Source organism: Rhizobium gallicum bv. gallicum R602sp, from assembly GCF_000816845.1.
Classification (GTDB): domain Bacteria; phylum Pseudomonadota; class Alphaproteobacteria; order Rhizobiales; family Rhizobiaceae; genus Rhizobium; species Rhizobium gallicum.
Genome location: NZ_CP006877.1, coordinates 1980136 through 2001980 on the forward strand (window position 1 = coordinate 1980136; position 21845 = coordinate 2001980).

The 21845-nt window shown below is 59.8% G+C and carries 24 protein-coding genes, 1 tRNA gene and 1 pseudogene; 21 read left to right on the plus strand and 5 right to left on the minus strand.

What is annotated here, in order from left to right; genetic code table 11:
* The first annotated feature begins 114 nt into the window (after positions 1 to 114).
* The 9 genes from RGR602_RS09900 to RGR602_RS09930 all read left to right on the plus strand — a co-directional run bounded on the left by RGR602_RS09900 (position 115) and on the right by RGR602_RS09930 (position 6514).
* The gene (locus RGR602_RS09900; RefSeq protein WP_052451523.1) at positions 115 to 732 is read left to right on the plus strand and encodes a PAS domain-containing protein; all 618 of its coding nucleotides are present in this window, start codon (positions 115 to 117) and stop codon (positions 730 to 732) included.
* Between the two features lie 123 nt (positions 733 to 855).
* On the plus strand, positions 856 to 1470 hold the full coding sequence (locus RGR602_RS09905) for a PilZ domain-containing protein (RefSeq protein WP_039844960.1): 615 nt from the start codon (positions 856 to 858) through the stop codon (positions 1468 to 1470).
* 145 nt (positions 1471 to 1615) lie between these two features.
* Entirely contained in the window at positions 1616 to 2110 is a 495-nt protein-coding gene (locus RGR602_RS39645) for an alpha/beta fold hydrolase (protein WP_407692044.1), read from the plus strand.
* Positions 2001 to 2363 (plus strand): hypothetical protein, encoded by a 363-nt coding sequence (locus RGR602_RS39650; protein ID WP_223844037.1) that lies wholly within the window; start codon positions 2001 to 2003, stop codon positions 2361 to 2363. Before RGR602_RS39645 ends, RGR602_RS39650 begins: the two co-directional genes overlap by 110 nt.
* A complete protein-coding gene (locus tag RGR602_RS39655; protein WP_407692053.1) occupies positions 2342 to 2506 on the plus strand; it encodes a hypothetical protein in 165 nt (54 codons plus the stop codon). Before RGR602_RS39650 ends, RGR602_RS39655 begins: the two co-directional genes overlap by 22 nt.
* Before the next feature lie 380 nt (positions 2507 to 2886).
* Complete coding sequence (locus RGR602_RS09915) at positions 2887 to 3486, plus strand: transglutaminase-like cysteine peptidase (RefSeq protein ID WP_039844961.1); 600 nt, start codon at positions 2887 to 2889, stop codon at positions 3484 to 3486.
* Between the two features lie 242 nt (positions 3487 to 3728).
* A complete protein-coding gene (locus tag RGR602_RS09920) occupies positions 3729 to 4481 on the plus strand; it encodes a hypothetical protein (RefSeq protein ID WP_039844962.1) in 753 nt (250 codons plus the stop codon).
* Positions 4482 to 4598: 117 nt separating this feature from the next.
* On the plus strand, positions 4599 to 6131 hold the full coding sequence (locus tag RGR602_RS09925) for a D-alanyl-D-alanine carboxypeptidase (protein ID WP_039844963.1): 1533 nt from the start codon (positions 4599 to 4601) through the stop codon (positions 6129 to 6131).
* A gap of 110 nt (positions 6132 to 6241) precedes the next feature.
* The gene (locus tag RGR602_RS09930; RefSeq protein WP_039846765.1) at positions 6242 to 6514 is read left to right on the plus strand and encodes a hypothetical protein; all 273 of its coding nucleotides are present in this window, start codon (positions 6242 to 6244) and stop codon (positions 6512 to 6514) included.
* 2 nt (positions 6515 to 6516) lie between these two features.
* On the opposite strand, the gene RGR602_RS09935 is transcribed toward RGR602_RS09930, so the two are convergent.
* Positions 6517 to 6954: a DUF1489 family protein gene (locus RGR602_RS09935; RefSeq protein WP_039844964.1), complete on the minus strand. Its 438-nt coding sequence runs from the start codon at positions 6952 to 6954 to the stop codon at positions 6517 to 6519.
* Positions 6955 to 7016: 62 nt separating this feature from the next.
* Positions 7017 to 8423 carry an L-serine ammonia-lyase gene (locus RGR602_RS09940; protein WP_039844965.1) on the minus strand — a complete coding sequence of 469 codons (1407 nt, stop codon included), beginning with the start codon at positions 8421 to 8423 and terminating at the stop codon, positions 7017 to 7019.
* A 181-nt stretch (positions 8424 to 8604) separates the two neighbouring features.
* On the opposite strand from RGR602_RS09940, the gene RGR602_RS09945 reads away from it, so the two are divergent.
* The 3 genes and pseudogenes from RGR602_RS09945 (at position 8605) to RGR602_RS09955 (ending at position 10821) form a co-directional block, all read left to right on the plus strand.
* Complete coding sequence (locus tag RGR602_RS09945) at positions 8605 to 9369, plus strand: DUF599 domain-containing protein (RefSeq protein WP_039846766.1); 765 nt, start codon at positions 8605 to 8607, stop codon at positions 9367 to 9369.
* Positions 9369 to 10334: a heparan-alpha-glucosaminide N-acetyltransferase gene (locus RGR602_RS09950; RefSeq protein WP_039844966.1), complete on the plus strand. Its 966-nt coding sequence runs from the start codon at positions 9369 to 9371 to the stop codon at positions 10332 to 10334. The genes RGR602_RS09945 and RGR602_RS09950 overlap by 1 nt, the downstream gene beginning before the upstream one ends.
* Positions 10335 to 10347: 13 nt before the next feature.
* Positions 10348 to 10821: pseudogene (locus RGR602_RS09955) on the plus strand (methyltransferase family protein).
* Positions 10822 to 10824: 3 nt separating this feature from the next.
* Here the strand turns inward: RGR602_RS09955 and RGR602_RS09960 are convergent.
* Together RGR602_RS09960 and mgtE are read right to left on the minus strand one after the other, a co-directional pair.
* On the minus strand, positions 10825 to 11217 hold the full coding sequence (locus RGR602_RS09960) for a MerR family transcriptional regulator (RefSeq protein WP_022715690.1): 393 nt from the start codon (positions 11215 to 11217) through the stop codon (positions 10825 to 10827).
* A 66-nt stretch (positions 11218 to 11283) separates the two neighbouring features.
* A complete protein-coding gene (gene mgtE, locus RGR602_RS09965; protein WP_039844967.1) occupies positions 11284 to 12699 on the minus strand; it encodes a magnesium transporter in 1416 nt (471 codons plus the stop codon).
* A gap of 236 nt (positions 12700 to 12935) precedes the next feature.
* On the opposite strand from mgtE, the gene RGR602_RS09970 reads away from it, so the two are divergent.
* Complete coding sequence (locus RGR602_RS09970) at positions 12936 to 13430, plus strand: peptide deformylase (RefSeq protein WP_039844968.1); 495 nt, start codon at positions 12936 to 12938, stop codon at positions 13428 to 13430.
* Positions 13431 to 13505: 75 nt separating this feature from the next.
* Positions 13506 to 14003 carry a BON domain-containing protein gene (locus tag RGR602_RS09975; protein ID WP_039844969.1) on the plus strand — a complete coding sequence of 166 codons (498 nt, stop codon included), beginning with the start codon at positions 13506 to 13508 and terminating at the stop codon, positions 14001 to 14003.
* A gap of 124 nt (positions 14004 to 14127) precedes the next feature.
* Here the strand turns inward: RGR602_RS09975 and RGR602_RS09980 are convergent.
* Positions 14128 to 14212, minus strand: a tRNA-Leu gene (locus RGR602_RS09980).
* A gap of 174 nt (positions 14213 to 14386) precedes the next feature.
* Between RGR602_RS09980 and lipB the strand changes: the two genes are divergently transcribed.
* From lipB to RGR602_RS37055, 7 genes are all read left to right on the plus strand, one after another.
* The gene (gene lipB, locus RGR602_RS09985) at positions 14387 to 15100 is read left to right on the plus strand and encodes a lipoyl(octanoyl) transferase LipB (protein ID WP_039844970.1); all 714 of its coding nucleotides are present in this window, start codon (positions 14387 to 14389) and stop codon (positions 15098 to 15100) included.
* Between the two features lie 59 nt (positions 15101 to 15159).
* Positions 15160 to 16098 (plus strand): DMT family transporter, encoded by a 939-nt coding sequence (locus tag RGR602_RS09990; RefSeq protein WP_039844971.1) that lies wholly within the window; start codon positions 15160 to 15162, stop codon positions 16096 to 16098.
* An 85-nt stretch (positions 16099 to 16183) separates the two neighbouring features.
* Complete coding sequence (locus RGR602_RS09995) at positions 16184 to 16876, plus strand: hypothetical protein (protein WP_039844972.1); 693 nt, start codon at positions 16184 to 16186, stop codon at positions 16874 to 16876.
* 104 nt (positions 16877 to 16980) lie between these two features.
* Positions 16981 to 18990 (plus strand): acetyl-CoA carboxylase biotin carboxylase subunit, encoded by a 2010-nt coding sequence (locus RGR602_RS10000; protein ID WP_039844973.1) that lies wholly within the window; start codon positions 16981 to 16983, stop codon positions 18988 to 18990.
* 114 nt (positions 18991 to 19104) lie between these two features.
* Positions 19105 to 20367: a zinc metalloprotease gene (locus tag RGR602_RS10005; protein WP_039844974.1), complete on the plus strand. Its 1263-nt coding sequence runs from the start codon at positions 19105 to 19107 to the stop codon at positions 20365 to 20367.
* A 129-nt stretch (positions 20368 to 20496) separates the two neighbouring features.
* Positions 20497 to 21624, plus strand: a complete 1128-nt coding sequence (locus tag RGR602_RS10010) for an S-(hydroxymethyl)glutathione dehydrogenase/class III alcohol dehydrogenase (RefSeq protein ID WP_039844975.1) — start codon at positions 20497 to 20499, stop codon at positions 21622 to 21624.
* Between the two features lie 38 nt (positions 21625 to 21662).
* A complete protein-coding gene (locus RGR602_RS37055; RefSeq protein ID WP_166677441.1) occupies positions 21663 to 21833 on the plus strand; it encodes a hypothetical protein in 171 nt (56 codons plus the stop codon).
* Positions 21834 to 21845 lie beyond the last annotated feature (12 nt).

The window sequence follows — 21845 nt, forward strand, 5'->3', positions numbered from 1 at the left end:
TCGAAACCGTTCCTTAACCTTAACTGCCCGCAGTTGGCATGAAATCCGCTTGGTAAGCATCAGAACAGCCGTTCGGGCTTGAACTTGAACCGAAATGAAACAGGTTGGTGTGCCGTGCGTCATCAGACGATCATCGATATTTACGATCACTGGAACCGTCTGCGCGGTGCCAGCGATGCACCGCTGAAATCGCAGATCGAACCGTCGAGCCTTGGCCACCTTCTGCCGAGCCTCTTCATCCTTGAGAAAAACGACGAACTGGGTGCCGTCACCTTCCGGCTTGCCGGCACCAGAATCTGCGATCTCTTCGGGCGGGATCTGCGTGACGAGAGCTTTGCCGAGCTCTTCGGCGACGGCCATGCCGATGACATTGAGGCAACGCTTCTGGGTGCGATGCATCACGTCATCCCGACGCTGCTCAATGCGACCGGCTACAGCACGGCGGGGCATCAGGCCACCTTCGAGATCATCGTCATGCCGCTGCGCTGTGAAAACGGCAGCCGCGCGCGGCTGCTCGGCGCCATTGCGCCGTCGGTTGCGGCAAGCTGGCTGGAAATCGTGCCGCTCGATTTTCTGGCGCTCGACCGCAGCCGCCTGCTGCGCGATAAGCCCGGGCAGAACGGCGGTGGGAGCAACTGGCCATACACAGCTGTCGCCGAGCCTCCGCATGGCTTTAGTGTGGTCCTCGGCCGCATGATGTCTTCATTGTTTTCCGGGGTGGCACCGCGCTGACCGTCTCATTCCGGCACAGCCTTATCCTATGCTGCAAGGTGTAATCGCGCCCTTCAGGACAACCTTCTGTTAAGGGATTGCGGGTAATGATTGTCCTATACCATTTTATGAAGAAGCGCTTTCATGCACTCATTCCAGCAAGCCCAGACGCCACGGACAACAGTGCCGCGCCCTGAGCAGGGTGTCTTCCAGCGCGTGCCCATCAATATGCAGGGCCGCCTCATGCTTGCGAACTACGAGGAATACGAATGCACAGTGATCGATATGTCTCCCGGCGACATGTATGTCACCTGCGCCGGCCGGCCGCGCGCCAATGAGCGCGTCGTCGCCTATATCGATCATCTCGGCCGTGTCGAAGGCAACGTTCTGAGCGTCGACGTGCGTGGCTTCACGATGTCGATCAACGCCACCGAGCGCAAACGGGAGAAGCTTGCCGCACAGCTCACCTGGCTTGCCAACAAGCATGAGCTCGGCCTGCCGGAAGACCGGCGTCATGACCGTCTGACCCCGCGTGAGACGAAGACAGAGCTAACGCTTGAGGATGGCACGCGCTACACCTGCCGCATCATGGACTTGTCGTTGTCGGGTGCTGCAGTTGACGTGGAGGTGCGCCCCGCTCTCGGCACGCCAATCCGTCTCGGCAACATGCGTGGCCGCGTCGTGCGCCATTTCAGCGAGGGCGTCGCGCTGGAGTTCCTCTCGCTCCAGTCCCGCGAGACATTGCGCGAATTCCTCTAAGCGGCTGCTGTCACTCCGACGTCATGGACATGACCGATGAAGGCCGCCCCAACAGGCGACCTTTCATGTCTTCGCTTTATCCCGAAATCGAGCCCTATGACACGAGATTCCTGGAGACCGGAGACGGCAACCGGATCTACTGGGAATGCTGCGGCAATCCCGCCGGCCAGCCTGCGCTCGTTCTCCACGGCAGTCATCCCGGCTCGGGATGTTCTGCAACCGCACGACGCTATTTCGACCCTTCAGCCTATCGCATCGTGCTCTTCGACCAGCGAAATTGCGGCCGCAGCCTGCCGAGTGCCGCCGAGTTCGATACGGACTTTGCGGCAACACCACGTGGCATTTGGTTGACGACATAGAGCGGCTTCGGCTTCACGTCGATGTCGAGGCCTGGGTCATATTCGCGAACGCCTGGGGCTCGACGCTGGCGCTCGCCTGTGGCGAGAGCCATCCCGATCGCGTGCGAGCCATGGCGATCGCTGGAGTGACGACCACCCGCCGTACCGAAATAAGATTGGCTCTGCCACAGCATGGCACGCTTCTTTCCCGAGGAATGGGGGCGGCTGCGCGAGGCGATACCGCCAAACCTTCGCCATCTCGATGTGCTTTCGGCCTTTCACCAGTTGCTGAACGGGCCTGATCAGGAAGTCCGCATAAAGGCGGCGCGCGATTGGCATGACTGGGGGGCGGCACCGATCCTTCTCGCTGATTCGGATGGTTTGCCCCACCGCTGGCGCGATCGGGACTATGTGCTGGCTCGAGCGCGGATCGTCACGCCCTTTTCTTCAACGGCGCATGGCTTGACGACGCTGTCCTGCTTTGCAAGGCGGGACGGCTTTCGGGAATACCCGGCATCTTGGTACAGGGCCGCTTGGACCTTGAAGCGCCGCTGACGACCGCCTGGGAACTGGCCGAAGCTTGGCCCGGCAGCCGCCTTGTCGTGGTTGAAAACGCTGCGCACTCGACGTCGAACACGGCAATCTCCTCCGCCGTCATCGCCGCAACCGACGAATTTCGCGAAATTTCCCAAAAATAATTTTTGAGGCATCGCTGCGGAAAACGAGCCGCAATCGCGTTTCGGAGCAACCCTATTCAGAATTTCCGCGTCTCTCCATGCCGCGCGCGCTATCTCCTCACCGGGCAGCGCGCTGCAATATTGAGCCGCAATGGTCGCTGCCGTTAACTTTTTTACGGAACGGCAGCACCTGTGGCGTCATCAAAGCTTGCGTCGAAACATAAAAGTTTATTCGAATTTACATCGAAACTGCGACGAGTTTTACGCGTATTCGATTTTGTTTTTAATCAGGTTTTACGCGCTTTTGAATCAACTAAGCTGTTAATTTTACTGCGTAATTTTGCGCTGGATAAAAACGTCCGTGTCATTGTCATCCTCACAAAACGGGGACGACAAAGACAATGTTCAATGCACTCAAAGGCACCTTTCTGGCCGGTATCCTGATGATGGCAATGACGGGCTCGGGCCAAGCGACGCCTGCCAATATGACGCTTGCAGGCAACACAAGCCCGCCGATCGGCCACTATGAATTTTGCAAGGCAAACTCGAGCGAATGCGCCTATGACGGTGGCGACGCCGGTCCCGCGATCCTGACCCAAGAGCGTTGGAAGGCGATTCTCAAGATCAACTACGAGGTCAACTCGCAGATCCAGCCGATGACCGACAAGGAAATCTTCGGCGTCGAGGAGCGCTGGGCCTACCCGCGCAGCGTCGGCGATTGCGAGGATTTCGTGCTGCTGAAGCGCAAGATGCTGATAGATGCCGGCATCTCGCCATCCGATGCGCTGATAACGGTTGTCATGCAGCCGAACGGCGAAGGCCATGCCGTGCTGACAGTCCGCACGGACCATGGCGACTTCATCCTCGACAACATGCGCAACAAGGTGATGCTCTGGGCGGATACCGAATACACCTTTCTGAAGCGCCAGTCCGCCGATGATCCGGCACGCTGGATGAAGCTGCAGGACGGCCGTGCCGTCGCTGTTGGCAGCGTGCGTTAAGTCAAATTGCCCCGCCGGAAATAGCGGCGGGTCCACTCGGCCCGGTCAGTCCCCTACGCACCCGTCCAGACCGGCGCCCTGGAGCCGTTCCCGCTGTCCCGGGAGCGGCTCGCCTTTTTGAGGGACGCTTGGCAATCAGGTTAATCTTTCTTTAACCGCATCCACCGGATGATGCCGTGAGATTCATCCAGGTACCGGCGACTCCAGTCTCTTTCGCGGCGGTCAGACACTGAAGAACCGCCATGAGCCACCTCGCCCGCAGCACCGGCACATCCGAGGAGTCGCCCCTCTTCTCGAACGGCTTCATCCTCCGTCTGAGCGCAGTTGTCGCAATGCTTGCAATGCTGATGCTGGGTATCAGCATCGGCGGCCGCTGGATCGGCCGGCACATTACACTGGCGGGCAATTCCGACAATACCGCCATCGTCACGATCACCATCGGCCGCGACACGCTCGATCTGCCCGAAAACGTGATCCGCTTCCCCAGCCAGAGGCACGGCGGTGCCGCCGAACGCGCCGACGTCTATCTCACCTGGCCGGAATTGCAGGGCTACACGAAGGAACACCGCGAGCGATTCGACGACGTCTCGCAATCCGCCAATCTTATCTTTCTGCAGATCACCCAGAGCACGATGTCGCGCGACATGTCGGGCCGCGTCGAGCTCATCTATAAGCATGTGATGGAAGGCGCCGCCGTGCCCTATGGCAACGGACTGACGCTTCACAATCTGAAAGCCGAGGCAGGCTATGGCGGCGAGGTTCTGCTGACTGCACCGCGCGCCAAGGAGGCCACATATGCCGTTCGCTGCATCCTAGCATCCGCCTCGCTTAGCCCAACAAGCGGGGACTGCCAGCGCGACATCAAGGTCGGCAAAGACCTAAGCGTCCTCTACCGTTTCTCAAGCCGCCATTTGCACGACTGGGACCATATTGATGCCGCTATTCGCGGATTTGTGGAGGCCCGTCTCGTGACCCGTTCCGCAACACCCCGCTAAAATGCATCTGCACGGCGAAGCAAACGATTAATCATAAACGGATTGGTAACCCTGCTCGGTTAGATTCAAAAGACAATGGCTGAGACAACGAGGACGTGTGTAGGCCGATATTTGAAAATGCAAGCGAAGAGTGAAATAGTGTCAAGGTCAATATCCTTCGTATCATCGCCACGATCCGGCAATTTCCTGGTGAAGATGTTAGCGGCGATCGCGATCGCAACAACGGCTTTCCTCGTTGAGTCGGCCACGGCCGAAGCAGAAGCCGCAAATTCGAAATATGCGGGCATTGTCGTCGATGCGAAGTCCGGCAACGTTCTCTACAGCGAGAATGCCGATCGCCTGCAATATCCGGCGTCGCTGACGAAGATGATGACGCTCTATATGGTCTTCGAGGCGCTTGAACAGGGTCGCATCCGTCTCGACACGCGTGTCCCCTTCTCGGCTTACGCTTCATCTCAGGCTCCGACCAAGCTCGGCGTTAAGGCCGGCAGTTCGATTAGCGTCGAGCAGGGTATCCTTGGCCTTGTGACACTCTCCGCCAATGACGCGGCAACCGCCCTTGGCGAATTGCTTGCCGGCAGCGAAAGCCGGTTCGCGCAGACGATGACCGCCAAGGCCCATGCGCTCGGCATGACCCGTACTACCTATCGCAATGCCAACGGCCTGCCAAACACGGCACAGATGACCACCGCACGCGATCAGGCCCGCCTCGGTATCGCACTTCGCCAGCATTTTCCGCAATATTACAGCTACTTCTCCACGCGCAGCTTCAAGTTCGGCAAACGCGTCATTCGCAGCCACAACCGCCTTGTCGGTTCGGTGCGCGGCGTCGATGGCATCAAGACCGGCTATACCCGGGCTGCTGGTTTCAATCTTGTGAGTTCAGTGCAGGCCGACGGCAAGTCGATCGTTGGTGTCGTCATGGGTGGCACCTCCACGCCTGCCCGCGATGGGCAGATGCGCAAGCTGATCGCCACCTATCTTCCGAAGGCTTCCACGCGCGGCGGCTCGAACCTGATTGCGCAGACGGCGCCCACTCCGGTTCCGTCACCGGCTGCTTCTGCGGCTGAAATTCCTGTCGCGGCCGCCGATGTCGACCTGCCGCGCAAGGGCCCGACGCCGGATGCGCGCTATGAGGTAGCGTCCGCTGCCGTCGCCTATACTGACGCTCCTGCTGCCAAATCCGAAAACCCGCTCGTTGCCGAACAGAAGACCGAAATTCCGGCTCCGACCAAGGTGAAGACCAAGAGCTTCAAGCAAGCCTCCGTTGCGGTCCCCTCTCCGGCCCCTGCCTACATGCCGCCGGAGGAGCCCGCCGGCAATCCAGTCGATGCTCTCACGACCGCCTCGGTGGGGCCTGCCGCCGCTGCCGCAAAACCGGCTCCGGTTGACGATCAGGGGCCGAGCGGCTGGGTCGTTCAGATCGGCGTGTCGTCGAGCCGCGAAATGGCGATGGATCTGCTGGAGAATGCAAAGAGCAAGGGCGGCAAGGCTTTGAGCTCCGCAAAGCCCTTCGCAGTCGCCTTTGCAAACGGCGGCGATCAGGTCTATCGCGCCCGCTTTGGCGGCTTCGACGACCAGCGCGAAGCCGTAAATGCCTGCAAGGCGCTCAAGCGCGCAGGCGTCAAGTGCTGGGCGGCAGCCCAATGAGAGATACGGTGCCGCCAGCATTCCTGACGGCGCCGTTCACGGCCGGAATCGGTGTTTGCGGCGCCGGCTACAGTTCATAACCTCGATTTGTAATGCGTACGGGGATGATTATGGCGACCAATGGAAATGTAACGGGTTTTCCGCCCCGCAGTTCAGGCAGGCCGGCGCGGTTCGGCCTCCACCCGCTGCACGAGGCAGCGCTCCGGCTTGCTGAGATCGGCCTGCACCGGCCGAGAGCAAAATCGGCTAAGACCAAGGATCTCATCAATCTGCTCCTCTGCCACGGCGCGCGCGCCTGGCGCTACTCGCAGCCGGAAGCCAACATTCACTTGCACGTCACCTGCCCGGACGGCAAATCGCCAGTCATGCTGCGGCTGCGCTGAGGTTAGAGCAATCCAAGCTCCGACAGCTCGCGGCGCAAATCCGCGGGCATCTCGGCAACACCCTCTCCAAGCGTCGTGATATCCCGCGGCACGTCTTCTTCCGGATAATAGCGCCAGCCCTGGAAGGCGCGCTTCGGCTGCACGGCAGTTTCGATCACTTCCGGCCCAAGAACCAGGTGGCACCGGCCGATCCCTTCACTGTCCGTGAAGGTCTGGATATCCAAGAGCTTCTGGCGCGCTTGCACCTGCCCCTTGATGACCCAATAGAGTGAGCCGCCGTCAAGCAATTCGGGGACCCGTTTCGGAACCATGCGCGTCGTGTGAACGGAATGCGGCTCGAGGCCAGCCGCAATCGCCCGCAGCGAACGCTCCGCCACCCATTCGCGCAAATCGTCTATCGAGTCCGCGCCGACGCATAATTTGATCAGATGCAATGCCATGCCGTCGTTGAAATCCTTTTGGCCGGCAGCGTCAAGCGACTAAGGGTCGCAAGTCCACAGGCTCAGCATTCGACGACGTTGACAGCGAGACCCCCTGTCGAAGTTTCCTTGTATTTCTCGCTCATATCGTAGCCCGTCTGGCGCATCGTCTCGATGCAGGCGTCGAGGGGCACGAAATGCTGGCCGTCGCCTTTGACGGCAAGCGAGGCGGCGGTAACGGCCTTGACGGCACCGAGCGCATTGCGTTCGATGCACGGCACCTGGACGAGACCGGCCACCGGGTCGCAGGTCATGCCGAGATGGTGTTCCAGCGCGATTTCCGCCGCATTCTCGATCTGGGCGGGCGTGCCGCCCATCACCGCGGCAAGTCCCGCAGCCGCCATCGCAGCCGCAGAACCGACCTCGCCCTGACAGCCCACTTCGGCGCCGGAAATCGAGGCGTTGTGCTTGATGATGCCGCCGACGGCAGCCGCAGTCAGGAGATAGTCGCGGATGCCGTTCTGATCCCAATCCTCGTGGAAATGCTCGTAATAGCGGATCGTTGCGGGAATAACCCCCGCTGCACCGTTCGTGGGCGCGGTCACCACGCGGCCGCCGGCCGCATTCTCCTCGTTGACGGCCATGGCATAGACACTCAGCCAGTCGTTGGCGAGCAGCGGATTGATGCGGTTACTCCTCCACTCCTCCTGCAGCTTGTCATGGATCTTCCTTGCACGGCGCCGGACGTTCAAACCGCCCGGCATGACGCCGTCGACCTTGAGGCCGCGCTCGATACAGGCGCGCATGGCTTCCCAGATACGATCGAGACCTTCGTCGAGCTCCTCACGGCTGCGCTGGCTCTCCTCATTGGCGCGCTTCATCTGCGCGATGCTGAGGCCGGAGCGCTCCGCCATTTCCAGCATCTGCTTGGCGGTGGCGAAGGGATAGGGAACCTTGGTCGCACCCGCGACGGCCCTCTTCTTGGCGCGCATCTGCTCGAGCTCGGTATCGGTGACAACGAAACCGCCGCCGACGGAATAGTAGACGCGTTTCAGGAGCAGGCGTTCGTCCCTGTCATAGGCGCAGAAGGACATGCCGTTTGCGTGGCCCGGCAAGGGCTGCTTCTTGTCGAAGACCAGATCGTTCTTCGGCATGAAGAAATAGGCCGGGTGGCCGGGCGGCGTGATGCGGCCCGAGCGCTCCACCTGGTCGATGATTCCGTCCATCTTGTCTGGATCGACGCTGTCGGGCTTCTCGCCCATCAGGCCAAGAACGACCGCCCTGCCCGTCCCGTGGCCGATACCGGTATGCGCAAGCGAGCCGTGCAGGCTGACCTTGATCGAGGCAACCTGCGCGCCAGAGGACGGACGTGGCCATTCGCTCGAAAGGATCAGGTCGAGGAAGCGGTTGGCAGCCGACATCGGCCCCATCGTATGCGAGCTCGACGGGCCGATGCCGATCTTGAAAACGTCGAATACCGAAAGGAACATGCCAGCTTCCTGTGAAAATCTTCAGCCAGACTATCCAAAAGGCTATTCCGTCACTCGCGACGAACCGACATCGCGTTTAATTGGCGCGACACTAAAACGAAGGGCGCGTCTTGCCAATCATTGCAGCATGCAATTGCATCTGTAGAGTGGCGGCGTCGAATGCAGGATTGTAACATTGATGCTGACGGTTGCGGATTATATCGCACTGGCTTTCTTCGCCATTCTGTGGCTCGGCTATTCCTGGCTGCTGCGCGGCAGGACATTCTTCGGCCGCACGAGCCTCACCCATGCCATGACCGAACGGCGGCGCGAATGGATCTATAATTCGCTGCGCCGCGACCTGAAGATGATCGACACGCAGATCATGGCCGGGCTCCAGAACGGCACGGCCTTCTTTGCGTCGACCTCAATGTTCGCGATCGGCAGCTGCTTTGCACTGCTCGGCGCGACGGACAAGGTAAATGCGATCTTCGCCGATCTGCCTTATGTATTCAGCAGCGGCACCGCGAGCTTCGAACTCAAGGTCGGCGGGCTGACGGCGCTTTTTGCATACGCCTTCTTCAAGTTTGGCTGGTCTTACAGGCTCTTCAACTACTGCAGCATCCTCTTCGGCTCGATCCCAATGGTGCGCGACAGCGAGACCGATATCATCGCCGCCGAGCGCGCCGCCGAACGGGTCATCCGCATGAACGTGATTGCCGGCGGTCATTTCAATGAAGGCCTTCGCGCGATCTTCCTGTCGATCGGTTATCTCGGATGGTTCGTGAACGCTTACGTTTTCATGGCGACGACGGCGATCATCGTCGTGGTGCTCACGCGCAGGCAGTTCTTTTCGGAGGCGCGGCTGGCGATCATGGATGCCAACCCGCCATCAATTCTCCACCTTTCTGCTATTCGCCGCGATATGCCGCCAGATGGCGGAAGTGATTTGTCCGGGGGATTGTGATGGCTATTTCGACGAACGAAAACGGTGCGTCCTCCCGACCGCCGCGCATCGGCCTGCTCGATACGGCGCGTGGCGCGGCCCTGGTTGCCATGGCGACCTACCACTTCACCTGGGATATGGAGTTCATGGGCTATCTGGCGCGCGGCACCGCGGAGGCTGGCTGGCTGAAGATCTATGCCCGCGCGATCGCCTCGACATTCCTCTTCCTCGCCGGTGTCAGCCTGATGCTTGCCGGCACTCCAAGCATCAGGCGCCAGGCCTATCTCCGGCGGCTTGGCATGATCGTTTCAGCCGCGGCTCTTATCACGGCCGCGACGGCAATTGCGATGCCGCAGGGCGCGATATTTTTCGGCATTCTGCACAGTATCGCAGCGGCAAGCGTCATTGGCCTTCTCTTCCTGCGCATGCCCGGGATTATAACGATCGCCGCCGGCGTTGCGGCCGTCATCGCCCCGCTCTATCTGCGCTCTTCATTCTTCGATACGCCATGGCTTTGGTGGGTGGGCCTATCCCAAGCGGTTCCGCGATCGAACGATTATGTGCCGGTTCTACCCTGGATCGGGCCCTTTCTCATCGGCATGGGCGTTTCGAGCATAGCGCTGAAGCAGGGCTGGGCGGAATGGCTCGCAAGGTTTGGCACCGGCTCCACTCTGCTCGCAAAAGCTGGCCGCCACAGCCTCGCAATCTACCTGATCCACCAGCCGATCCTGATCTCGCTCGCCTATGCGCTTTCGATCGCCGTCCCGCCCGCCAAGCCGGATCCCGTGCAGACCTACATGCAGCAATGCCAGTCCTCCTGCGTCGTCCAGGAAGGCGAAGCGCTTTGCCGCAGCTTCTGCCAATGCACGCTCGAAAGATTGCAGGGTGAGAACCTGTTCACGCCACTCCAGTCCGGCGCAATCCAGGCGGATAAAGATGAAAGGGTACAGCGTATCGCATTGGAGTGCAGCACCGAAGCGCAATGAAGGTGGTGGTTCGATGAATGCCTATCGTTCTAAGCCGCTGCAATTTCCGTGGCCGCCGGTTCTATACGGCCTCGCTTTTGTCTGCGCTTTCCTGCTCGGCGAAATCGCAGGGCCTCCGGTACCCCGGATGCATACCGCCTTTGGCTGGATCATAGGCGCAGCGCTCACCGTCGCAGCCGTCGGGCTCGACATATGGGCGATAAAGACCCTGCTGGAGAGCGGGACGACGATCATGCCGCATCGCGAAACAGCCCATCTCGTCACCCGCGGACCGTTCCGCTAGACGCGCAATCCGATCTATCTCGGCTACACGCTTGCAACGGTTGCCTTCGGCCTCATGACGGCAAACAGCTGGTTCTAGGCCGCAGCGGTCTTTGCGGCGATCGTCACCACCTTTGTCGCGATCCGGCGCGAGGAAAGACACCTGCAGGCCAGCTTCGGCTGTGATTTCGAAAGCTATTGCAGAAGGACCAGACGCTGGATCTGACGCTCAGGTGCCCACGCCGATTTCGGCGAGCCGGCCGAGGCAGGCCTCTTCGATATTGTCGAGCTCCGTCAGCGTGTCGTCGATGTCCTTGCGCTTCTTGCGCAGGTCTTCCCGCTTTTCATCGACACGTTTCATCAAAAGCTTGAGCTGACCGAGTTCCCCAGGCGGGTCCTTATAGACCTGAATGATCTCGCGAATCTCCGCAATCGTGAAGCCGATGCGGCGACCGCGCAGGATTTCCTGGATCAGGCGCCGGTCGGCCGGACGAAAGAGGCGCGTGCGCCCGCGGCGTTCCGGATGGATCAGGCCCTCGTCTTCGTAGAAGCGAAGCGTGCGCGTCGACACTCCGAATTCGCGCGTCAGCTCCGTTATGCTATAGTACTTGTTCACTGGCATTGGCTTCCCACTCTCGTAGCCCATAATATTGACTTTTACGTAATAGTCAATTTCGGCAAATCCGGCTCAGATGCCGAACCACCAGGTGGCGATACCGAGGAAAGCGAAGAAGCCCGTGCAGTCAGTGACGGTGGTTACGAAAACGGACGACGCAATAGCTGGGTCCGCGCCGACCTTATCCAGAAGAAGCGGCAAAAGAATGCCCGCCAGCGCTGCCGCCACCAGGTTGATGATCATGGCGGCGCCGATGACCATACCAAGCTGGTAGTCGTGGAACCACGTGCCGGCAATCGTGCCCATGATGCTGGCAAAGACGATGCCGTTCATGATCCCGACGCCCGCCTCCCTGCGGATGATGCGGCCGGCATTGTATATGTCGAGGTCGCGGGTCGCGAGCGCGCGCACGGTGACGGTCATCGTCTGCGTGCCGGCATTGCCTCCCATGGAGGCCACGATTGGCATCAGTACGGCAAGCGCGATCATTTTCTCGATCGATGCGTCGAAGAGGCCGATTACACTGGCCGAAAGCATCGCCGTGCCGAGATTGATCATCAGCCAGAGGAAGCGCGAGCGGACGGTCGATAAGACATTGTCGGACAGCTCTTCGTCTCCGACGCCGCCGAGGCGTTTGATGTCCTCATCCGCTTCCTCGTGAATGACGTCGACGACATCGTCGATGGTAAGAACACCGACAAGACGGTCGTTCTCGTCCACGACGGCGGCTGAGAGAAGGTCGTATTGCTCGAAGAGCTGCGCCGCCTCTTCCTGGTCCATCTCGGCTGGAATAGGATGGGTCGTCTCGCGCATGATCGCTTCGATTTTTGTCTGCCGCTTGGTGCGGAGAATCTGGTCGAGATCGACGGCGCCGAGCAGCTTGAAGGTCGGGTCGATAACGAAGATCTGCGTGAAGGAATAAGGCAGGTCCTCCTCTTCGCGCATATAGTCGATCGTCTGACCGACAGTCCAGAAGGGCGGCACCGCCACGAATTCCGTCTGCATGCGGCGGCCGGCAGAGCTTTCCGGGTAGTCCAGTGCCCTACGCAGGCGCACCCGCTCGGTGAACGGCAGCTGCGCCAGAATTTCTTCCCGGTCTTCCTTGTCCAGGTCCTCGAGAATGTAGACAGCGTCGTCCGAATCGAGCTCCCCGATTGCAGCGGCAATCTGCTCGTTCGGTATCTGATCGACGATTTCGCGACGGATCGTTTCATCGACCTCCGTCAGCGCCGTCATGTCAAAATCGTCGCCGAGGAGGCGGACAAGTGCCAGGCGCTGATCCGGCTGGATCGATTCCAGCAGGTCGCCTATTTCGGACTCGTGAAGACGCGCGACGTTCTGCCGGAGAAAAATCGTATCCCGGTCGGCGATGGCAGCGCCGACAAGCGCCAGAAAGTCGCTGCGGACATTGCCGTCCTCGTCGTAGATGTCGGCTCCTTCGTCGTCCGGACGTCTGCGGATGCGGTCGTCTTCTCCGTTTTCCGTCATCTGCCGTCCTCGCATTCCAAGATTAACGACTGTCGCGCCGCATTCGAGAATGGCGGCTGAAAAAGCATTGTCAACAAGCGGATAAATGAACTCCGCCTGCGCTCTCGGCCCGCCCGAATTCCAGCCTCTGCTAACCGAAATGCTCGGTGCCGTCTAGCGCCAAAGCGCATCGCGCAGATGACAATGCGCCGTCTTGCCGATAGTTTTCGCGCGCCAGCAAACAAGGACCGCCGCCGATGGCCATTCGTCCCATTCTTCGCTATCCGCATCCCGGCCTGAAGACGATCTGCGAACCGGTGACGGTCTTCGATTGGGCACTGCGTCGGCTTGCTGACGATCTGCTGGAGACGATGCGCGTTGCACGCGGCGTCGGCATTACGGCCGCCCATGTCGGCGTCTTCCTGCGGGTGGTCGTGATCGAACTCAACAAGGTGGACGGAGTTCGGACCTTTATCAACCCCGATATCATTTCGGTTTCGGATGAACTCATGCGCCAGACCGAAGGAAGCGTGTCGATGCCAGGCGTGACCGACGAGGTGACGAGGCCCCGCGCAGTCCGTTTCCGCTACCAGGACATCAACGGTGTCCAGCATGAAGAGCATGCCGATGGCTTCCTGGCGATTTGCATCCAGCACGAGGTCGACCAGCTTGACGGAATTTTCTGGCTTCAGCGCCTGTCGAAGCTGAAGCGCGACCGCCTGATCCGGAAATGGGAAAAAGCGGCGCCGTGATTTCACGAAACTTTGGCGAACCATTCCGGACCACGAGCGTTCTTCGATCAAGGTAACGCCTGAGGGAGAATGACTATGCCAAAGAAGGACGACAAGACCACCTTTTCGCGCGAAGACGATTATCGCGATTACGAAGAACGCAATCTTGACGAGGGCTGGCCCTACTCCGACGAAGCAGGTGCGCGATCGCCTGAACCGCAAAATCGAGCCTACGGCGAAACGCCTGCAAACTTCGACCGCGATCCTAACAGCGGCTTTCGCGTTGACGGCACGGACGAAGACGGAAACGAAAACCGGCTCAAGGATTCGCTCAGGGCCGATACGATCCATCGCGATGAAAGCGATGACCTCGAAGCGCGCGTGACGGAGAACCTGGAAAACATCCCGGATCTGAACCTCGACAGCATCGATGTTCATGCCGACGGCCACACCGTAACGCTGGAAGGCGCCGTCGAGACCATCGGAATGGCCCGGAAGGTCGAACTCGGTGCCCTTTCAGTTGATGGCGTCCACCATATCCGCAACCGGCTGGAAACGATCGGTGTTGATTCGCATCTATCGGACGAGGATTGAAGTCCCTGAAAATCAAGGCCTGTCGAACCGTTCGAGCATGCCGCAAACGAAAAGGGACCGGAACCGGCCCATTTTTCATGTCGCCGGCGAGATGAGACGATCTAAGAATTTCTCCGGAAGAGAATGGTGCGGTCGAGAAGACTCGAACTTCCACGGGTTGCCCCACAGCGACCTCAACGCTGCGCGTCTACCAATTCCGCCACGACCGCATCGTGGTAGGTGCCGATTTGCGTCGGCGGGGCAGCATGTAGCAAAAGCATTTGGGGTGCACAAGGGCGATATGGCAGATTTTTGCAAAACAAATCACAGCATTTGAATTGCCCGTCAAACGGGGCCATATAGGCGGTCTGCCGCCTGTGATCGCCGTGCGGCGAGGGAAGTCTATGCTGCGCACCGATCTACAGTTCTCGATGTTTCCGCTCGAAGGCTCAAAGCCCGTGCGTTGGCGCATCTCCGATGGTCTCATTCCTTATAGCGAAGCCGTCGAGACGATGGAGCGCGAGGTGGCCGTGATCGCCGAGGGGGGCGACGAGCTTGTCTGGCTCGTCGAGCATCCGCCCCTCTACACGGCAGGCACCAGCGCCAATGCGAAGGACCTTGTGCAGCCGGACCGTTTTCCGGTTTTTGCGACCGGCCGCGGCGGCGAATATACGTATCATGGCCCCGGCCAGCGCGTTGCCTATGTGATGCTTGATCTCAAACGCCGGCGGCAGGATGTCCGCGCCTTCGTCGTGGCGCTTGAAGAAGTGGTAATCCTTACGCTCGATTCGATGAACGTACGCGGCGAGCGGCGCGAGGACCGCGTCGGCGTTTGGGTAAGCCGGCCGGAGAAACCGCATCTTCCGGACGGCAGCATGAGCGAGGACAAGATTGCCGCGCTCGGCATCCGGCTTCGTAGATGGGTGACGTTTCACGGCTTGTCGCTCAATGTCGATCCCGACCTCGACCATTTTACCGGCATCGTACCCTGCGGGATTTCTGCCTACGGCGTGACAAGCCTTGTCGATCTCGGCCTGCCGGTGATGATGGCGGATGTGGATATCCGCCTGCGCGAAGCCTTCGAATCGGTCTTCGGCAAAACGGTGGGCGAACTCTAGTCGATATTGATCGGCATGCATTCCTGTGGTTGATGGCTTCGTTCCCGAAAGCCTGCAACATGTCCCAAGAACAATCTCCGTATAATCCGCTTCAAGGCATGGTCATCATGGCCGGCGCCATGGTCGTCCTGCCCGCCATGGATGCGATCGCCAAATACATGGCGACCTTCGAGGCTATGTCACCGGGACAGGTGACATTCTATCGCTTCTTCTTTCAGGTCGCCTGCACGCTTCCTATCCTGCTTGCCGTCTTCCGCTGGAAGGCCCTTTCGGCAAAGCGACCATGGATGAACCTGCTGCGGGGCGCCTTGCATGGCGCAGCCAGCCTGCTCTTCTTCGTCGCGGTCAAATACATGCCGCTCGCGGATGTCTTCGCGATCTATTTCGTGGAACCATTCATGCTGACGGCTCTTTCGGCGCTCTTCCTCGGCGACAAGGTCGGTTGGCGGCGGTGGGCGGCGATCGTCGTCGGCTTCGCAGGCGCGATGATCGTCATCCAGCCGAGCTACGAAATCTTCGGCCTGAAGGCGCTGCTGCCAGTGCTTTGTGCCTTCCTTTTCTCGCTCTATCTCTTTCTCAACCGGGCAATCGGTGAAGCCGATTCGCCGTTAACGATGCAGACCTTGGCCGGAATTGGTGGAATGCTCTTCATGGGGGCCACGCTCCTGGGCGGAAATGCGCTTTCAATGCCCGATTTCGAAATGTCGCTTCCTTCGTCGGTATTGGGCCTCGTCCTGCTGCTCGTCCTCGGCACTATCTCCGGCTATGCGCATATGCTGATCGTCAGGGCATTCCGCCTTGCGCCACTGTCGCTGCTTGCCCCGTTCCAATATTTCGAGATCATTTCGGCGACCGTGCTCGGATATGTCGTGTTCAACGATTTTCCCAATTTTTCCAAATGGATCGGCATTTTTATCATCGTCGCGTCCGGCCTCTTCATCATCTGGCGCGAACGCGTTCAGTCAAGATCGCTAAAATCATCGCAAACACCTGCGTAGTCGATTAACCCTTGTCGTTGAGGGTTCTTCAATTCCGCCGGGCTAAAATCATTTCTGGCTTCATGACGAAGTCTGGAGATGAAAGATGAGCGAATTCCGACTCGCTTTTCCGGCATGCGTGATCGCGGGAAAGCATCGGCTGGCCGCCGACGATATCAGCCTCTTGCGCAAGCACAGCTTTCCGCACGGCGTACGGAAGGCCGACGACGTCGTTGTCATGCTTGCGCTGAACAATTCCTGTCCTGAAAAATGCCCGGAATGGAGCGCCTTCTTTCTGGAAGAACTCGCCGGTTTCATTGTAAACTACAGCTATCCGCAGGGCTCGCTGGACGAGATCAATGTCGCCTGGATCATGCGCATGTTCGCGACCGACGGCGTCATCAATTCGTCGCTCGAACTGGAACTCATACTGCACATCATGGAGATTTCCTCCCATGTACCGGACGAGCTGCGCGCCTTTGCGCTCGATCAGCTGCGCCTTGCGATTACCGACGATGTTGGCGGCTACAAGCTGTCGCGTGCAGTGGACCGCAAAGGCATCGCCCGCCAGGACATCGATTTCGTGATGCGCGTGCTGCGGAACATCTGCGAGGGCGGTGTGATTCCAGTTTCGCATCTCACCTATAGCGTCTTGCGCCGGATCGAAGCGGAAACGCTGCCTTCCGCCAATCATCCCCGCTGGGCTGAGATCCTCCAGGCGCTCCAGCTTCGGGATTACGCCGAACTGCGCACCAGCCGCTGGCTGCGGATCGTGGACGACGAACAAGCCGTTGCGTGACTTGCGTTAGGACAGGTACCTTCCCCACCGTCAGATTTCGCACGATTGTGCGTCCCGGCGTTTCTGCGTAGAACTTCTGGACGCATTTTTCGGGTGGAGTCTGCATGTTCAAGAAAATCCTGATCGCGAACCGCGGCGAGATCGCTTGCCGCGTGATCAAGACTGCACGCCGCATGGGTATTGCAACGGTCGCGGTCTATTCGGACGCAGACCGCGATGCCCTTCATGTCGAGATGGCTGATGAGGCAGTGCATATAGGCCCGGCGGCGGCAGCCGAGAGCTATCTCGTCGCCGAAAAGATCATCGCCGTCTGCAAGGAGACCGGCGCGGAAGCTGTTCACCCCGGCTACGGCTTCCTTTCCGAACGGGCCTCCTTTTGCGAGGCCCTCGAAAGGGAGGGTATCGTCTTCATCGGGCCGAAACCGAAGGCCATCAGGGCGATGGGCGACAAGATCGAATCGAAGAAGTTCGCCAATGCCGCCAAGGTTTCAACGGTGCCGGGCTATCTCGGCGTCATCAAGGATGCAGCGCATGCCGAGAAGATCGCCGGCGAGATCGGCTATCCCGTGATGATCAAGGCTTCGGCCGGCGGCGGCGGCAAGGGCATGCGTATCGCCTGGAACGAGGCGGAAGTCCGCGACGGTTTCGACCGTGCCCGCTCGGAGGCAAGAAGTTCTTTCGGCGACGATCGCGTCTTCATCGAGAAATACATTGTCGATCCGCGCCATATTGAAATCCAGGTGCTGGCGGATGCGCACGGCAATACCGTCTATCTCGGCGAGCGCGAATGCTCGATCCAGCGGCGGAACCAGAAGGTCGTCGAAGAGGCACCCTCGCCCTTCCTCGACGAAAAGACCAGACAGGCGATGGGCAAGCAGTCCGTCGCACTGGCGAAGGCCGTCGATTATCAAAGCGCAGGAACGGTAGAATTCATCGTCGACCGCGACCGCAATTTCTATTTCCTCGAAATGAACACGCGGCTGCAGGTCGAGCATCCGGTGACGGAGCTGGTGACCGGGATCGACCTCGTGGAGCAGATGATCCGGGTTGCCGCGGGCAAAACGCTTCCCTTCAACCAGAAGGACATTAGGCTGAATGGCTGGGCGATCGAAAGTCGCCTCTACGCCGAAGATCCCTATCGCAACTTCCTGCCGTCGATCGGCCGCCTGACGCGTTACCGCCCGCCCGCGGAAGGCTGGCACGGCAGCACGATCGTCCGCAACGATACCGGTGTCTTCGAAGGCGCCGAAATCTCGATGTATTACGATCCGATGATCGCCAAGCTTTGCGCCTGGGCGCCGGACCGTTCGGCAGCGATCGAGGCCATGGGCCAGGCACTCGACGGTTTCGTGGTTGACGGCATCGCGCATAATCTGCCGTTCCTCTCGGCATTGATGAAGCACCCGCGCTGGCGCGAGGGCAGACTTTCGACTGGTTTCATTGCCGAGGAATATCCGGACGGCTTTGCGCCGATGGCCCCGGATCAGCGGGAGGAGGCGCTGCTTGCGGCCGTAGCGCTATCCACGGCGCTGATCGAAGCCAATCGCCGCGAACGCCATATCGACCGGTTGCGCGCTTCGGACGGTAATCTTCGCGAGGAATGGGTCGTGAAGATCGACACGGCCTATGTGCCGGTGAGACTTGCCGACGGACTGGTGACCATCCCGTTCGACATGGAGATGGAAGCAGCGGGAGAAAAGATCCATGTTGTCACCGATTGGCGACCCGGTGCACCAGTCTGGAACGGGGCAATCGGCGGACGGGCGGTGACGGCCCAGATCCGGCCGGTTCTGAACGGCATGCGCATCGACTGGCAAGGCCTTGCGATCCGCGCCACGGTTTTTACGCCGCGCCACGCCGAGCTCGATTGCCTGATGCCGGTCAAGCTCCCGCCGGATACCTCGAAGCTGCTGCTTTGCCCGATGCCGGGGCTGGTGATTTCGATCGCCGTCGCGGAAGGCCAGGAGGTAAAGGCCGGTGAGACACTTGCCGTCGTGGAAGCTATGAAGATGGAGAATGTGCTGCGCGCCGAACGTGATTTGGTCGTCGGCAAGATCAATGCGAAGCCTGGCGAGAGCCTCGCCGTCGATGCCGTGATCCTGGAATTCGCCTGATCCGGATTGGCACAGGTCCGTCTGCGCCGCAGCTTGCGCGACTTCGCATTTGTTAAGGTCTTGTAGCCTAGTATGTGGCGTTTTCGTCTTGTGGCTGGGGCCTCGGAGACACGAATGACGGCGCTGCAATCTGCCGCCCTGCTGCTTTTCATCAATCTTGGCCTCCTCTGGCTGCTCATGCGCATACCACTCGGCGTGCGCACCATTCGCCTGACGCGGACATTCCAGAGACCGCCGGAGGAGCTGTGGAGAGCGATCGATCCCGCCGGCACCGACGCTGACTGGCACCATTCCGTCATCAGCAGCAAGCCGCTCAAGAACCGCACAGGCATCGTCGAGCAGATCTACAGCCATTTGGACCGCGACGGCGCACCTTTGCGCCGCTTGCTGGCTTTGGAGCCGTTGCCGGCCGCCGGCGGACGCGGCTTTCGTTCGCGTATCGCTGACGACAGCACGCTTGATTTGGCCTTCTGGCGGGATTTCAGCGAAAGCAGGATCGTGCGCCGGCTGCCCGACGGCGCCGAGATCGAAATTACGCAGACGGATCGTTACCGCGGCCTCGCCTTCCTTCTTTTCCGATATGTCATGCTGCGCCGCGAGCTGCGTGCGCTCGAAGGTTGGCTTGAAACCGGTGCATCGGTTCCGCAGGGATATTTCGAACGTCCCACGTTTCAATGCGGACTGGCTGCAGTCTCGACGTTTTTGCTTTGGCCGTTCTTCGGACTGACGACGTACGGGCTGATGATCTCGACATTTCTTACCCTGGTCATCGCTCTGCACGAGCTCGGGCATCTCGCCGCCTACCGGACTTTCGGACATGAATCCGTGCGCATGATCTTCGTGCCGCTCCTCGGCGGCATCGCGATTGGCGGCAGACCCTACAAGAGCCATTTCGAGGTTGCCACCTGTGCGCTGATGGGACCTGGCATCTCGGCCTTCTTCGTGCCTATCCTGATTGCCGGGGATAACATTGCGGCACATGGGCTGCTGTCGGAGCAATTCCGCGGCCCGCTATTGATCTTCCTGCTCATCCTCGGCGCTTTCAACCTCCTCAATCTTCTGCCAATGCAAAGGTTCGACGGTGGCCAGGTCTTGCGGCAGATCTTTAGAACACCGCGCTCGCTAATCGGAGCGAGCTTTGCCATTACGGCCTGCATTCTCGCCATCGGCTGGGAGGTCGGCGTTTCCAGCGGCATCCTGGCTGCAGCGCTCGCCGTCTTCATCCTGCTCAGCATGATTGGCGCGGGATCCCTCAAGCCTCGCCACAAGCTCGAGGAGATGAAGGCCGGCGAGCGCCTTCTGGTCACCTTCGGTCTTTATGCTGCGATCCTCATTCACGGTTATGCAGTTATTTTTTCGGCGGAAAAGCTCTTTTGACGCTCTAAGCAAATTGGTTGTCGCAAGTAGCTGATTTTGCAATAATGTTGTTGCCGCCTTTCCTTTTCGCTTGAGCCGCCGTCGCCCGGCATGCCAAGTTACGCCGGAAAATCACGAGGAGATCAGACGATGGACGTTCGCGCCGCCGTTGCCGTTCAGGCTGGAAAACCGCTGGAAGTCATGACCGTGCAGCTGGAAGGCCCGCGGGCCGGCGAGGTTCTGGTCGAGGTCAAGGCGACCGGCATCTGCCACACGGACGATTTCACGCTGTCTGGGGCCGATCCGGAGGGCCTGTTTCCGGCAATCCTCGGCCATGAGGGTGCCGGCATCGTCGTCGATGTCGGCCTGGGCGTCACTTCGGTCAAGAAGGGCGACCACGTCATTCCGCTCTACACGCCGGAATGCCGTGAATGCCCGTCCTGCCTGTCGCGCAAGACCAATCTGTGCACGGCGATCCGCGCCACTCAGGGCCAGGGGCTGATGCCGGACGGCACGAGCCGCTTTTCGATCGGCAAGGACAAGATCCATCATTACATGGGCTGCTCGACCTTTGCCAATTACACGGTGCTGCCCGAGATCGCCGTTGCCAAGGTCAATGCGGACGCTCCCTTCGACAAGATCTGCTACATCGGCTGCGGCGTCACCACCGGCATCGGCGCCGTCATCAACACCGCCAAGGTGGAGATCGGCGCCACGGCGATCGTCTTCGGCCTCGGCGGCATCGGCCTCAACGTTCTCCAGGGCCTGAAGCTTGCCGGTGCCGACATGATCATCGGTGTCGACATCAACAATGACCGCAAGGTGTGGGGCGAAAAGTTTGGCATGACGCATTTCGTCAATCCCAAGGAGGTCGGCGACGACATCGTGCCCTATCTCGTCAACATGACGAAGCGTGGCGCCGACCAGATCGGCGGCGCCGACTACACCTTCGACTGCACCGGCAACACCAAGGTGATGCGCCAGGCGCTGGAAGCCAGCCATCGCGGCTGGGGCAAGTCGGTCGTCATCGGGGTGGCCGGTGCCGGCCAGGAAATCTCCACCCGCCCGTTCCAGCTGGTCACCGGCCGCAGCTGGATGGGCACCGCCTTTGGCGGCGCGCGCGGCCGCACCGACGTGCCGAAGATCGTCGACTGGTACATGCAAGGCAAGATCCAGATCGATCCGATGATCACCCATACGATGCCGCTCGAAGACATCAACAAGGGCTTCGAACTCATGCATTCCGGTCAAAGCATCCGCGGCGTGGTGCTGTATTGATCTCGTGTCGGTAGAATTGGAAAGGCGATATCAAATCTTTGCTGAAACCCGCTTCTCAACCTACAGCGCTTTCCGAAATATCCAAGCATCAGGATGTTCCAGTTCTGGACTCAATCATCATCTACGATCCGATGCCGGAAGGCGCAGGCGTGGAACTGATCCGCATTTTCAATGCGGCACGAGACTACCATCGTTATTTCGACGATTAGAAACGAACGACA